We start from the raw sequence: 13,175 nt of genomic DNA, 5'->3' as shown, positions 1-13,175 counted from the left end.
GTTATTGAGACAACACCATGCACTTAACATTGTGATAACTCTACGGGAAGTTCCATAGGATATTGTTATGCCAGATCGCTTCCAGCTAAGACGGTCTTATCCGTCCGGCGATCGCTGGTCCGATTACGACCTTCGTTCTTCGAGCGGTACAAACACTCGTCCGCTTCAACCATCAAGGTGTTGAAAACGTCCGTCAGCAAATGGGTGCCGATACTGCCATTCCCAAGGCCAATGCTGACTGTCAAATAGATATTCTGCTGGTTCCAGGTGAAGGGTTGCTGTGCGACCGCCGTACGAATATTTTCCGCCAGCAGCATTCCCTCATCAGGGTGCACTGAGGGAACCACCACGACAAATTCTTCCCCTCCCATACGCGCCACCAGCCCCCGGTCACCGATAATCTCGTGAATACGTTGTGCAAACACGCGGAGTACTACATCGCCGCATTCATGACCGAAGTTGTCATTAATGCTCTTGAAATAGTCAATATCCAACAGCATGACGGTGATATGCTGCGAGCGCGGATACTCCTGACGCTTCAGCGCTTCATAAAGCCCGGAACGAGAATAAACGTGGGTAAGAAAATCGAAATCGGCGCGCAGGGAAACCTGCTTCATCAGGGAATTAATCGCCGCCACGCTGACTGAAACCATAATGGGGCAAATTGCCATCGTGGCAATTCCCAGTCGGGCAGAGAACATCTGCGGCGTAGACAACGGTGACGCCACCGCGATATTGATTATCGAATTTGCCACCAGCACAATTTCAACGGCGCCGGTAAGAAAAGTCAGCAGACAAGTGACCTGCGGGGTGTAGCGCACCGCACACCAGATCAGCGCCGGCAGCGGAAAGGCCAGGCTTCCGGCGCCGCCAATAATGACCGATGCCAGCACCGAGATAATTAACGCCGCCACCGGCATCAGTTGTTCGGGTTTAAAGCGTTTTACCGCGCCGGGAATACCCAGCGTCAACATACAGGGCACAATCAGCACCCCGGTTGAGAATTGTTCGCTGAACCAGTCAGCCACCAGTGGCCAGAATGACAGTCGGTCTATACCCACAGATCCCATCGCGCCAATTATGGCGCAGAGCAGTGCCGCAATCAGACAGTAATTAAATAAGCGTAACGCACTGATAGGCTCATATTTATTTTTCCCCAGTCGCTTATCGCGGATCACCAGTTGGGCGACAACCACGATAAACACCATGTTGGAGAGATTAATAATCAGCGATACCCATCCCCACTCGGTGGTGATCGCATCATAACCCAGCATGGCGACGTAGCTAACAGCATAATAATGCAGCTTGTTTAACCAGACATAACGGGCAAAAATCCCGGCGATCACGCCGTTGAGCGGCCAGAACAGCGAGAGTTCATGCACCAGGCGCAGCTCGGCGCCAATAAAGTAGAACAGTGTGGTTAAAGCAAAAATAACGCTGGCGTTACGCAGTGAATGGCCTTCCTGAAACAGCCGGAAAGACGGAATGTGGAGTACGTGCATTAAATATCTATCCATATAATTGCCGTCGGCAATTATCTCTGCGTAATGGTTATAATATTTAAGAGAATAGCATGAATTATTCTCAAAGGTAGTCGTACTCCAGCTGCGTTAACATTTTTATTTGTTAAATCCGCCAGCAATAAACCATGCTTATTTTATGGGATTAACGTAACCATTTAATTATTACGGTGTATTCATTTGAAGCACTAACCAGTGATGGATAACAGCGACCACATACTGCTGTTGCTCATCGCTCAACGCCTGTCCCTGGGCGATATTATGCCATTTAGCAAGACAGCCGCGACAGCAGGTCGCCGTGGCATGTTGGGCGATAAATACCGGATGACCGCGCATCGGCGTTTGTTTGCCGTCATTGACCGGTGCGGCTGGCGCAAGTCGCTTCGCCACAAAATCCGCAGCATGTTGATCGATAACCTCTGCTCCTTTATCCCAGCAATACTGTCTCTCTTTCGTGCCCAGACGAAAACGGGAGCGAAACGGCGAGCGCGACAGACGGGCAAAAAGCGGATCAAACGTGTTCATCAGTAAACTGAACGTCCTAAGCGTTGAGTCAGTTGTTCCAGCGCAGCGATACCCGCGAGCGAATTCCCGGTCGGATCCAGTTCAGGACTCCACACGGCGATCGCCATCTCATGCGGCACTATCGCCACAATTCCCCCGCCTACACCCGATTTCGCGGGCAAGCCAACGCGCCACGCAAATTCCCCGGCGTTCTGGTACATTCCGCTGGTCGCCATCAGCGCATTGATCTGTCGTGCCTGCATCGGCGTCACCACAGGCTCATCAAGATGAAACGCTTTCCCCTGGTTCGCCAGAAAGACAAACGTCTTCGCCAGTTCCACACAGCTCATTTTCAGCGCACAGTAATGAAAATAGTTTTGCAGGACCGTCGTCACGTCATGATGAAAATTACCGAAGGATTTCATCAGCCAGGCAATGGCGGCATTACGGGCGGAGTGTTCGAACTCTGAACGGGCCACCACCGCATCATAAGCGATATCCGGCACACCGCTCAGCGCACGAACCACTTCCAGCATACGCTGACGCGGTGCGCTGAGTCGCCCCTGTAACATGTCACAGACAACCAGCGCCCCGGCATTAATAAACGGATTACGCGGAATGCCGTGCTCCATTTCTAACTGCACCAGCGAATTAAACGGCGAACCGGACGGATCTTTCCCCACCCTTTGCCAGATCTCATCCTCTGAATAGTGACGCATTGCCACCACCAGACTGAGTACCTTCGAAATTGACTGAATGGAAAAGCGTTCAGTCGCAACCCCGGCCTGCCAGAGCTGACCTTCCACGGTGCAAATCGCAATACCCAGTCGGGACCCGTCAACCGAGGCCAGCGCGGGAATATAGTCCGCAACCTTGCCCTGACCTATCAGCGGGCGAACCTCCGCCAGAATGGCCTCTAAAATTGAATTGTCCAGAGTGATTGCCACACCACGCTCCTTGCCTGCCGGTCTGAAAAGGGCTGCGAGTATAGCAGAGCGGAATACCCCACGTCAGGCCGGAAGTCGGAATCTCGCCACGGCGTGAATCAACTGGTGCGATTCATTATGTAACTGCTGCGAAGAGGCCGATGCCGTATCCACCAGTTCGCGGGTATCACGCGCGACCAGGTTCAGCGCCTGCAGCTGACGCGTCATTTGATGGATTCGGGCTCCCTGATGCAGCGTCGCGGCGGAGATATCATTCAGCGAGGCGCCCAGATTTTCCACCAGCGCGATCACCTGCTGTAAGTTCTCTTCCAGATGCGTCACTGCGCTTGACCCTTCTTCTATTCCTTGCAGAGAGTGATAGATCAGCGCCTGAATATCCTGCGTGGACTGACTGCTCTTGCGCGCCAGCAGTCCCACTTCTCTTGCCACCACCGCAAAGCCGCGTCCCTGCTCACCGGCATGGGCGGCTTCGATAGCCGCGTTCAGCGCCAGAATATTAGTCTGGAAGGCGACGTTATCAATCAGCGCAATAATCCCGCGCATTTCCGCCGAGCGCGTCACAATCGCCTGCATTGAACGATTCACGGTATCCATCATTCGGTCACCGCCTGCCGCAATGGCGCGCGCTTCTTCCGCACGCTTATTCGCCAGTTGGGCATATCCGCTGTTATCTTCAACGTGCGTTTCCAGCACAGAAATATGCGAGGTGACGTTATGCAGTTCTTCACTCTGTTTCGCCGACTGCTGATACAAGCGCGTATTGTTCTGCGCCAGCCTTTCGATATTGTCAGCCATCGCCGTCGTTGCCTCACTGACCTGCTTGACCAGTTCACGTAGCCCCTGCTGCATCGCACCAATTCTTACGTGGAGCTGCGACACTTCCCGGTTAGATCCAGGTACGGCAGGAAGCGGCTGTGAGAGATCGCCTGCCGCCAGAATATCAATATGTGCGATCAGCCGACGCAGCGGAGAAATCACCCAGCGCGACATCCCCCACCAGACCACGATCGCAATGGCCAGCAGCATTACCGGCAGGAGTAAGAACAGATGCTGAAGATCGAGTAGACGATCCAGCAGTTGTTGTCGTCCACTCTCCCGCTCCTGGGCAGTGACTTTTTGCACTCTGGCATAGTTATCATTGAAGTCAGCCTGAAACGCCTGAATGGGCACCGCAAAGAACGCGTCAATCGACTGCGTCTTACTTAGCCCTGTCACCTGTTCCTGGATACCGCCGCTAAAACGCTGATAGCTGTCGACCAGCCCGTCGTCCGCCTGCGGGTTCATTTCGCGCCATGCCTTCCACGCGGTTGTCGACTGAGTTAACGCCTGCCGGGCTTCGTCAATCAACGGCTGCCAGCTGCCTTCAGAACCCGTGGCGGCATCCTGCATAAAGTAAACACCCGCCCGATTGAGCAGATCGCTGGCGGTCAGAAGCGCAATCCTTGCCTCTTCAACTTTTGTCTGTTGACGCAACGCCTGTTGGTTACGCTGCTCGTTTTCCCGGGCCTGACTGACAGAAAACGACAGCATCAGTGACGACGTCATTTGCAGCACGGAAAACAGCGCAATGATGCAAAAAATCCCGGTTAACAGGCCAAACTGCTGCGGTAGAAAATGGCGCGCAACGCGACGTAAAATTTGAGTTAAGTTCATAATATTCTTCAGTATCAACACGTTAAGCGCGAGTCTACGAAGCGTAAATGACAAAACTATGGCAGAAATGTGACAAGGCGCCCCGCAGAGCGCCGGAAAGATTAGCGTCGGTTCTTCCAGACGGTCTGCACATTACAGAATTCACGCAGACCAAAGTGCGAGAGTTCGCGACCAAAGCCGCTCTTCTTCACGCCGCCAAACGCCACCCGGGCATCGCTGGCGCTAAAGCCGTTGATAAAGACACCGCCGCATTCCAGACGTGCGGCCATCTCCAGTGCCCGGGCTTCATCGGCGGTAAAAAGGGTCGCCGACAGACCAAAGTCACTGTCGTTTGCGAGTTCCAGCGCATGCTCAGCACTCTTCGCTATGGCGATCGCCGCAACCGGCCCGAACAGTTCTTCGCGAAACGCTGTCATCTCAGGGGTTACGTTAGTCAGCACCGTGGCCGGATAAAAGTTACCGGCTCCGGAAGGCATCTCACCGCCAAGTCGTAACTCAGCGCCTTCGGCAATCGTCGCCTGCACCTGCTGATGCAACTCGTCACGCAGATCGGCACGCGCCATCGGTCCGAGTTCGCTCTCCTCCGCCAGCGGATCGCCCTGCTTCAGCGCGGCGGCAGCCGCCACAAAGCGCGCGATAAAGCACTCTGCGATCCCCTCTTCGAGAATAAAGCGTTTCGCCGCCGCACAAACCTGCCCACTATTTTGGTAGCGTCCGGCCACCGCCGCCTGCACTGCCAGATCCAGATCGGCATCGTTAAGCACAATAAACGGATCGGAACCTCCCAGTTCCAGCACACATTTTTTCAACGCGGCTCCGGCCTGAGTGCCAATGGCTGCCCCTGCACGCACGCTACCGGTCACCGTCACGGCCGCAATCCGCGCATCGTTTATCAATGTGCTGACGCCCTGATTATCCGCATTCAGCCAGCCGTAGACGCCGACGGGTATCGCTGCATCAGCAAAAACCTGGCGGATGATTTGCGCGCAGCCAATGACGTTCGGCGCAGGCTTAAGCAGATAGCCATTACCGGCCAGCAAAATCGGCACCGCTCCGCGCAGCACCTGCCACAGCGGAAAGTTCCACGGCATGACCGCCAGAATGGTACCTAACGGACGATACTCAATGACCGCCTGTTGGTTTTCCACCTGCGTGGGTTCAGCGTCCAGCATCGCCGGGCCGTGTTCTGCATACCAGTCACACAGTGACGCCGATTTTGCCACCTCTGCACGCGCCTGTTTAATCGGTTTGCCCATCTCACGGGTAATGCACTGCGCCATCTCTTCGCCACGCACGCGTAAGGCCTGGCCGATGTCACGTAATTTCTGCGCCCGATACGCCACCGTAGTCTGTTTCCAGTCGCGAAATCCCACGGCCGCAAGCTGTAGCGCCTGTTCAATGTCTTTGGCCGTAGACCACGGCAGTGCTGAAAGGCGTTCGCCATTGTACGGGTTGGTGGAAATGGCGTGGGTTGCCGGTGAAATCGTCATACAGTCTCTCCATCGTTCTTGATGCGATCATCATGGACGCATTTACTCTTTCCGAAAAATGAATAATATTAACCAAACTATTCACGATGAGAGAACATTATGGATCTGACCCAACTGGAGATGTTTAACGCGGTTGCCGAAACGGGCAGCATCACCCAGGCAGCGGCGAAGGTGCACCGTGTCCCCTCCAATCTCACCACCCGCATTCGCCAACTGGAGGCCGATCTCGGCGTCGATCTGTTTATTCGCGAGAATCAGCGCCTGCGCCTTTCCCCCGCCGGGCACAACTTTCTGCGCTACAGTCAGCAGATCCTCGCGCTGGTTGACGAGGCGCGAATGGTTGTCGCGGGTGATGAACCCCAGGGGCTGTTCTCACTGGGCGCGCTGGAAAGCACCGCCGCGGTACGCATACCGGCTACGCTTGCTCGCTACAATCAGCGCTACCCCAAAATCCAGTTCTCCCTGGCGACCGGGCCTTCTGGCAACATGCTGGACGGCGTGCTTCAGGGTCATCTCAATGCCGCCTTTGTGGACGGACCGATTACCCACCCCGGTCTTGAAGGGATGCCGGTGTATCAGGAAGAGATGATGGTGGTTACGCCGCACGGTCACCCGCCAGTGACACGCGCCAGCGAGGTCAACGGCAGTCACATTTACGCCTTTCGCGCCAATTGTTCCTATCGCCGCCATTTCGAAAGCTGGTTTCATGCCGATCGGGCAATGCCAGGCACGATCCACGAAATGGAGTCCTATCACGGCATGCTGGCCTGTGTGATCGCCGGTGCCGGTATCGCGTTAATCCCCCGTTCGATGCTGGAAAGTATGCCCGGACATCAACAGGTTGAGGCCTGGCCGCTGTCCGGTAACTGGCGCTGGCTGACGACCTGGCTGGTCTGGCGGCGCGGGGCGAAGATGCGCCAACTGGAAGCGTTCATTGAGCTGCTGACGGAACAATGCTGAAAACGAGATCTGAATCACAAAACGGTTGTCTTTTCATCAGCAAACGTTTTAAGATCGCATCCTCTCCTTTTCGCAACGAACCGATTCATTCATATGACAACTCCAACGGTTTCCCGCAAAGTCGCGTGGTTACGGGTCGTTACGCTGGCTATTGCTGCGTTTATTTTCAATACCACAGAATTTGTCCCCGTGGGTCTGCTTTCCGACATCGCACAGAGTTTTAGTATGCAGACCGCACAGGTCGGGATCATGCTGACGATCTACGCCTGGGTTGTCGCGCTGTTGTCCCTGCCGTTCATGTTGCTGACCAGTCAGGTTGAGCGGCGTAAGCTGCTGATATGCTTGTTTGTGCTGTTTATTGCCAGCCATGTGCTCTCGTTCCTGGCGTGGAACTTCACCGTGCTGGTGATTAGCCGCATCGGGATTGCCTTTGCGCACGCGATCTTCTGGTCGATTACCGCCTCACTGGCGATCCGCCTTGCTCCCGCGGGCAAACGCGCTCAGGCATTAAGTTTACTCGCCACCGGAACGGCGCTGGCGATGGTGCTGGGCTTACCGCTTGGTCGTATTGTTGGTCAGTATTTTGGCTGGCGAACCACCTTCTTCGCCATCGGGATGGGGGCATTCATCACCCTGATTTGCCTGATCAAGCTGCTGCCGAAATTACCAAGTGAACATTCCGGCTCGCTGAAAAGTCTGCCACTGCTGTTCCGCCGTCCGGCGCTGATGTGCCTCTATCTGTTGACGGTGGTGGTGGTGACGGCGCACTACACCGCGTACAGCTATATCGAACCGTTTGTGCAGACTGTTGCCGGGTTGAGCGCGAATTTCGCCACCGTACTGTTACTGGTGCTGGGCGGTGCAGGCATTATCGGCAGCATTATCTTTGGCAAGCTCGGCAATCACCATGCCTCGGCGCTCATCAGCATCGCCATCGCGCTGCTGCTGCTCTGCCTGGTATTGCTTTTACCTGCCGCTGACAGTGAATCTCATCTGGCTGTTCTGAGCGTTTTCTGGGGGATAGCCATCATGGTGATTGGCCTCGGGATGCAGGTGAAGGTGCTGGCGCTGGCTCCGGATGCCACGGATGTAGCGATGGCGCTGTTTTCCGGCATTTTCAATATTGGTATTGGCGCGGGCGCGCTGGTGGGAAATCAGGTGAGTCTGCACTGGTCGATGTCAACCATTGGCTACGTGGGGGCCGTTCCGGCACTTTCCGCGCTGATCTGGTCGGTGATTATCTTCCGTAAATGGCCGGTCTCATTAGAAGAACAACCACAGCATTCCTGACAGACAGCCCGATCATCGCGACCGGGCTTTTTGATCAGTAGGTTTTAATAATTTCCAGCACGCCGTTAATAATAAACTGCACGCCCATACAGACCAGCAGAAAGCCCATCAGCCGGGAAATGGCTTCAATACCGCCCTTGCCCACCAGACGCATAATCGCCCCGGAACTGCGTAAGCATCCCCACAGGATCACCCCCACCAGGGCAAAGATGAGCGGCGGCGCGACGGTAATCACCCAGTCAGGAAAATCCGTGCCATGACGCACCGTTGAGGCGGAGCTAATAATCATCGCAATGGTCCCCGGCCCCGCCGTGCTTGGCATTGCCAGCGGCACAAACGCGATATTGGCGGTCGGCTCATCTTCCAGCTCTTCCGACTTGCTCCGTGCCTCCGGCGATTCATGCGCTTTTTGCTGCGGAAACAGCATGCGGAAACCGATGAACGCCACAATTAACCCCCCGGCGATACGCAGGCCCGGAATGGAGATACCGAAAGTATTCATCACCAGTTGGCCCGCATAGTAGGCCACCATCATGATGGCAAACACGTAAACCGATGCCATTAACGACTGGTGATTCCGTTCTGCGCTGTTCATGTTCCCGGCAAGGCCGAGAAACAGCGCGACGGTCGTCAACGGATTCGCCAGAGGGAGAATCACTACCAGCCCCAGCCCTATTGCTTTAAACAAATCCATCATATTGGCCGTCATTCCTGTTTCACCCATGTATTAGCGGCAAGTATAAGTGGAAAACCATGAAGTTAGCCATTCTGGTGCTGTAAGCATTCGTTAGCGACCCAAAAGATAACTGGTAATTATCATTAACTAAATAAAATGTGACACAGCGCGTGTCTTTTCGCTTTTAGCAAAACGTGTGATCGGTAAATCCATTCGTTTGACTTATAGTTGCCTGGGCAATATTATCTGCCGTAACTAAATACTTGCCAGGGCAACCATTGTGAAAAGCACCAGTGACTTATTCAATGAAATCATCCCACTGGGGCGCTTGATCCACATGGTCAATCAGAAGAAAGATCGTCTGTTGAACGACTATCTCTCGCCGCTGGATATCACGGCAGCACAGTTTAAGGTGCTCTGCTCTATCCGTTGTGCGGGCTGCATTACCCCGGTTGAACTGAAAAAAGTGTTGTCTGTCGATCTCGGCGCCTTAACGCGCATGCTCGAGCGTCTGGTCTGCAAAGGCTGGATTGACAGACTGCCTAACCCACATGACAAACGCGGTGTGCTGGTGAAACTCACCGAACACGGCGCGGCAATTTGTGAGCAATGTCATCAATTAGTAGGACAAGACCTGCACCAGGAATTAACAAAAAACTTAACGGCGGACGAAGTGGCAACACTTGAGCATTTGCTTAAGAAAGTACTGCCGTAAAACAAGAAGAGGTATGACGATGTCCAGACGCAATACTGACGCTATCACCATTCATAGCATTTTGGACTGGATCGAAGATAACCTGGAATCGCCGCTCTCACTGGAAAAAGTGTCTGAGCGTTCAGGTTACTCCAAATGGCACCTGCAACGGATGTTCAAAAAAGAGACCGGCCATTCATTAGGCCAGTACATCCGCAGCCGTAAAATGACCGAAATAGCGCAGAAATTAAAAGAGAGTAACGAGCCGATTTTATATCTGGCAGAACGTTACGGTTTCGAGTCGCAGCAGACGCTGACCCGGACATTCAAAAACTATTTCGACGTTCCGCCGCATAAATACCGTATTACCAATATGCGCGGCGAATCGCGGTATTTGCTACCGCTGAACCATTGTAACTAACCATCGCCTGTAAACGACGTAATCGAGGAAATCATGAAACTGTTGTCTTCTGCAATGCTGGCCCTGCTGCTTGTTGTCTCAGGTCAGAGCGTTGCGGAGCAATCCGCGCAGCCCACCACGACAAACAGTCGTGACACGATGATTGTCCCCACTTCACAGGAACAGTCGCCGTTTGATTTTAATCACATGGGCGCGGGAAGTGACAAGTCCGACGAACTGGGCGTGCCCTATTACAACCGGCACAGCCTGTGATTCGTTTTCGCCCTGCTGAAAAGCGGGGCTTTTTTTATCCCCCTGATCGTTATATTCTTAAAATTTCCCGCAGCGCCGTTTTCGCTCTTCTTTTACGTCTTCATTTTATTCAATAGGCAAATTATGCTGTCTCAAGAAAGTTAGCTTATCCCAGTAGCCTCTTTGAAATAAAATTTTATTATTTACTATTTGGAAAAAACCGCAACCTCTCAGACCTAATGGGTCACGCCACTCTAAAATTGCCCATTGTCCATCTTCGAAAATGTTTTCAACGATACAAACCATATCCGTGTAAGAAAAATCTTGCTCAAACATTTTCTTTATCGCCTCTTTACCAATAACTGGCTCATTGGCAACCTGATGATTTATTGCATTCTCATCATATAATTCTGAAATAGTTTCTATATCAGCATTATTAAATGCGTCAACCCATTGGCAAAGTATCTCTTTTGGCGTCATATAATTTACCTCCAACCTGTGAACATTTCCTCGTCGTAACATATCATCAAAAAATTATCAAGTTCAACATTTATTTAAAATATAGCCATCACTTAAAAATAGAGCAGCCTGTGCATGGCTGCTCTATTAAAATATCTGTTACTATTTTTAAATTCATTTCTAAGTATTAAATAACAATGGATGATTGTGATAATATTAACGTCAGTTTCTACCTGCCAGGCCTGATCAGCGCAGCGACATCAGGCAATCCCTGCGCTATTTGCTTTTTCCGCCCTACGATCCCCTCACCTGCGCCGTTCTGCGCCAGCGAAAACCAAACACGTTGATGTACAGACCGGCCATGATCAGCACCGCGCCAAACAGCTGTAATGCGCTCAGCGTTTCGTCGAGCAACAGCGCCGCGCTGGCCAGTCCCACCACCGGCACCAGCAGGGAGAGCGGCGCAACACGCCAGGTTTCATAACGCCCGAGCAGCGTACCCCAGATCCCGTAGCCGACTATCGTGGCAACAAAGGCCAGATAGACCAGCGATAAGATCGTGGTCAGATCGATGGCAATCAGGCTTTCAACGATTTGCGTCGCGCCGTCGAGCAACAGCGACGCTGCAAAGAACGGCAGTATCGGAATCAGTGCGCTCCAGACCACCAGCGACATTACCGGCGGGCGCGAGGCATGCCCCATTATTTTTTTATTGAAGATATTGCCGCAGGCCCAGCTAAATGCCGCCGCCAGCGTCAGCATAAAGCCGAGCATCCCGACATGCTGTCCGTTGAGGCTGCCTTCAATCAGCACCAGCACACCAAAAATTGCGAGCGCAATTCCGGCAATTTGTTTGCCCTGCAAACGTTCGCCAAAGGCAAATGCGCCAAGCACGATGGTGAAAAAGGCCTGAGCCTGCAATACCAGCGACGCCAGCCCTGCTGGCATGCCAAATTTGATCGCGCAAAACAGAAAGGCAAACTGACCGAAGCTGATTGTCAGGCCGTAACCAAGCAGTAGCGACAGCGGAATACGCGGACGCGCAACAAAAAATATCGCCGGAAACGCCACCAGCAAAAAGCGCAACCCCGCCAGCATCAGCGGTGGCATTGCATGCAGCCCCACCTTAATGACAACAAAGTTCAGCCCCCAAACCACCACCACCAGTAATGCCAACAGCCCGTCTTTGCGCGTCATACCACCGCTCCGCGAAGTTTAAATTTTTGTAAACAAGTTAAAGTAACGGAAATGAGTAGCCCGCAACAGATCATTAATTCTGGTAGGGATAGCAGTGCACAATAGAACAATTTATCCGCTATACATCACACTTTTGCCGTGTTATTTCTTTACATATCTAAAACAAATATAACGAAACGCACTGTCGGGCAGAGAAATGAACAAAACGCTGAGACGATCCACCCTTGCTTTACTCGCCTCCTCACTGTTACTGACGATCGGTCGTGGCGCAACGCTGCCCTTCATGACCATTTATCTGAGTCGCCAGTACGACCTGAGCGTGGATCTGATCGGCTATGCCATGACCATTGCGTTGACCATCGGCGTGGTCTTTAGCCTTGGCTTTGGCATTCTGGCGGACAAATTCGACAAGAAGCGCTACATGCTTCTGGCGATTTCCGCCTTTGCCTTTGGCTTTATCGCCATTCCGTTGGTTGATAGCGTAATGCTGGTGGTGCTGCTTTTTGCCCTGATCAATTGCGCTTATTCGGTGTTTGCCACCGTGCTGAAAGCCTGGTTTGCCGACCATCTCTCGCCCGGCGCGAAGGCAAAAATCTTTTCGCTCAACTATACGGTACTGAATATCGGCTGGACCGTTGGCCCGCCGCTCGGCACGCTGCTGGTGATGCAGAGCATCAACTTACCCTTCTGGCTCGCCGCCTTCTGCTCCGCCTTTCCGCTGGTGTTTATCCAGCTTCTGGTTAAGCGTTCTGCCGCCGCCGTCAATAGCGAAAACAGCGTCGCCTGGTCGCCTGCGGTACTGCTGCATGATAAAGCACTGTTCTGGTTTACGCTGTCGGCGTTTCTGGCCTCGTTTGTTTCCGGTGCGTTTGCGTCCTGTCTCTCTCAGTATGTGATGGTCGTCGCCGATGGCAATTTCGCTGAGAAAGTCGTGGCGGTGGTGTTGCCCGTCAACGCCGCGGTGGTCGTCAGCTTGCAGTATGCCGTGGGGCGCAGACTGACGCCGGCTAACATTCGTCCGCTGATGGGCTTTGGCACCGTCTGTTTTGTGATTGGTCTCGGCGGGTTCATGATCTCCGGCAACAGCCTGCTGCTCTGGGGCGTATCCGCCGCGATCTTTACGCTTGGTGAAG

At 53.2% G+C, this 13,175-nt stretch carries 14 protein-coding genes; 6 read left to right on the top strand and 8 right to left on the bottom strand.

From position 1 onward, the window contains the following. Positions 1–65: 65 nt before the first annotated feature. The 5 genes from AB7E14_RS11380 to sad form a co-directional block, all read right to left on the bottom strand. A complete protein-coding gene (locus AB7E14_RS11380) occupies positions 66–1,502 on the bottom strand; it encodes a diguanylate cyclase domain-containing protein (RefSeq protein WP_428169529.1) in 1,437 nt (478 codons plus the stop codon). Positions 1,503–1,685: 183 nt separating this feature from the next. Further along, positions 1,686–2,045: a DUF4186 domain-containing protein gene (locus tag AB7E14_RS11375; RefSeq protein WP_316962307.1), complete on the bottom strand. Its 360-nt coding sequence runs from the start codon at positions 2,043–2,045 to the stop codon at positions 1,686–1,688. Then, positions 2,045–2,971 carry a glutaminase B gene (glsB, locus tag AB7E14_RS11370; RefSeq protein WP_316962306.1) on the bottom strand — a complete coding sequence of 309 codons (927 nt, stop codon included), beginning with the start codon at positions 2,969–2,971 and terminating at the stop codon, positions 2,045–2,047. The genes AB7E14_RS11375 and glsB overlap by 1 nt, the downstream gene beginning before the upstream one ends. Positions 2,972–3,034: 63 nt before the next feature. Then, the gene (locus AB7E14_RS11365; protein WP_316962305.1) at positions 3,035–4,624 is read right to left on the bottom strand and encodes a methyl-accepting chemotaxis protein; all 1,590 of its coding nucleotides are present in this window, start codon (positions 4,622–4,624) and stop codon (positions 3,035–3,037) included. 101 nt (positions 4,625–4,725) lie between these two features. Then, positions 4,726–6,114, bottom strand: coding sequence for a succinate-semialdehyde dehydrogenase (gene sad, locus AB7E14_RS11360; RefSeq protein ID WP_316962304.1), 1,389 nt, complete (start codon positions 6,112–6,114; stop codon positions 4,726–4,728). A gap of 99 nt (positions 6,115–6,213) precedes the next feature. On the opposite strand from sad, the gene ptrR reads away from it, so the two are divergent. After that, the gene (gene ptrR / locus AB7E14_RS11355; RefSeq protein WP_044258879.1) at positions 6,214–7,074 is read left to right on the top strand and encodes a putrescine utilization regulator PtrR; all 861 of its coding nucleotides are present in this window, start codon (positions 6,214–6,216) and stop codon (positions 7,072–7,074) included. Positions 7,075–7,167: 93 nt separating this feature from the next. Further along, on the top strand, positions 7,168–8,364 hold the full coding sequence (locus AB7E14_RS11350; protein ID WP_316962303.1) for a sugar transporter: 1,197 nt from the start codon (positions 7,168–7,170) through the stop codon (positions 8,362–8,364). 34 nt (positions 8,365–8,398) lie between these two features. On the opposite strand, the gene AB7E14_RS11345 is transcribed toward AB7E14_RS11350, so the two are convergent. Further along, entirely contained in the window at positions 8,399–9,061 is a 663-nt protein-coding gene (locus AB7E14_RS11345; RefSeq protein ID WP_043000722.1) for a MarC family NAAT transporter, read from the bottom strand. A gap of 259 nt (positions 9,062–9,320) precedes the next feature. Here AB7E14_RS11345 and marR point away from each other — a divergent pair, with 259 nt between their 5' ends. Genes marR through marB form a run of 3 tightly spaced genes read left to right on the top strand, consistent with a single transcriptional unit; the run spans position 9,321 to position 10,407 of the window. After that, positions 9,321–9,755 carry a multiple antibiotic resistance transcriptional regulator MarR gene (gene marR / locus AB7E14_RS11340; RefSeq protein WP_043000723.1) on the top strand — a complete coding sequence of 145 codons (435 nt, stop codon included), beginning with the start codon at positions 9,321–9,323 and terminating at the stop codon, positions 9,753–9,755. Positions 9,756–9,774: 19 nt separating this feature from the next. After that, entirely contained in the window at positions 9,775–10,155 is a 381-nt protein-coding gene (marA, locus tag AB7E14_RS11335; protein WP_139155862.1) for an MDR efflux pump AcrAB transcriptional activator MarA, read from the top strand. A gap of 33 nt (positions 10,156–10,188) precedes the next feature. Then, positions 10,189–10,407: a multiple antibiotic resistance protein MarB gene (marB, locus tag AB7E14_RS11330; RefSeq protein ID WP_043000725.1), complete on the top strand. Its 219-nt coding sequence runs from the start codon at positions 10,189–10,191 to the stop codon at positions 10,405–10,407. 105 nt (positions 10,408–10,512) lie between these two features. Here marB and AB7E14_RS11325 read toward each other — a convergent pair whose 3' ends face one another. Together AB7E14_RS11325 and eamA are read right to left on the bottom strand one after the other, a co-directional pair. Next, on the bottom strand, positions 10,513–10,866 hold the full coding sequence (locus AB7E14_RS11325; RefSeq protein ID WP_043000726.1) for a nuclear transport factor 2 family protein: 354 nt from the start codon (positions 10,864–10,866) through the stop codon (positions 10,513–10,515). A 273-nt stretch (positions 10,867–11,139) separates the two neighbouring features. Beyond that, positions 11,140–12,042 (bottom strand): O-acetylserine/cysteine exporter, encoded by a 903-nt coding sequence (gene eamA, locus AB7E14_RS11320; RefSeq protein ID WP_043000727.1) that lies wholly within the window; start codon positions 12,040–12,042, stop codon positions 11,140–11,142. A 196-nt stretch (positions 12,043–12,238) separates the two neighbouring features. Between eamA and ydeE the strand changes: the two genes are divergently transcribed. Next, positions 12,239–13,175: efflux MFS transporter YdeE (ydeE, locus tag AB7E14_RS11315; RefSeq protein WP_428169528.1), on the top strand; the 937-nt coding region annotated here is incomplete at its 3' end.

Origin of the sequence: Citrobacter sp., assembly GCF_050252275.1 — a bacterium.
Lineage (GTDB): Bacteria > Pseudomonadota > Gammaproteobacteria > Enterobacterales > Enterobacteriaceae > Citrobacter_A > Citrobacter_A amalonaticus.
Note: the sequence above shows the minus strand (reverse complement) of the source record. Positions and strands in the feature narration are given on the sequence as shown.

Excerpts from the sequence above, each read along its gene's own strand:
- marA (WP_139155862.1), top strand. The coding sequence starts at position 9,775 with ATGTCCAGACGCAATACTGACGCTATCACCATTCATAGCATTTTGGAC.
- AB7E14_RS11350 (WP_316962303.1), top strand. The coding sequence starts at position 7,168 with ATGACAACTCCAACGGTTTCCCGCAAAGTCGCGTGGTTACGGGTCGTT.
- ptrR (WP_044258879.1), top strand. The coding sequence starts at position 6,214 with ATGGATCTGACCCAACTGGAGATGTTTAACGCGGTTGCCGAAACGGGC.
- AB7E14_RS11365 (WP_316962305.1), bottom strand. The coding sequence starts at position 4,624 with ATGAACTTAACTCAAATTTTACGTCGCGTTGCGCGCCATTTTCTACCG.
- AB7E14_RS11380 (WP_428169529.1), bottom strand. The coding sequence starts at position 1,502 with ATGCACGTACTCCACATTCCGTCTTTCCGGCTGTTTCAGGAAGGCCAT.
- marB (WP_043000725.1), top strand. The coding sequence starts at position 10,189 with ATGAAACTGTTGTCTTCTGCAATGCTGGCCCTGCTGCTTGTTGTCTCA.
- AB7E14_RS11325 (WP_043000726.1), bottom strand. The coding sequence starts at position 10,866 with ATGACGCCAAAAGAGATACTTTGCCAATGGGTTGACGCATTTAATAAT.
- AB7E14_RS11345 (WP_043000722.1), bottom strand. The coding sequence starts at position 9,061 with ATGATGGATTTGTTTAAAGCAATAGGGCTGGGGCTGGTAGTGATTCTC.
- sad (WP_316962304.1), bottom strand. The coding sequence starts at position 6,114 with ATGACGATTTCACCGGCAACCCACGCCATTTCCACCAACCCGTACAAT.
- AB7E14_RS11375 (WP_316962307.1), bottom strand. The coding sequence starts at position 2,045 with ATGAACACGTTTGATCCGCTTTTTGCCCGTCTGTCGCGCTCGCCGTTT.
- eamA (WP_043000727.1), bottom strand. The coding sequence starts at position 12,042 with ATGACGCGCAAAGACGGGCTGTTGGCATTACTGGTGGTGGTGGTTTGG.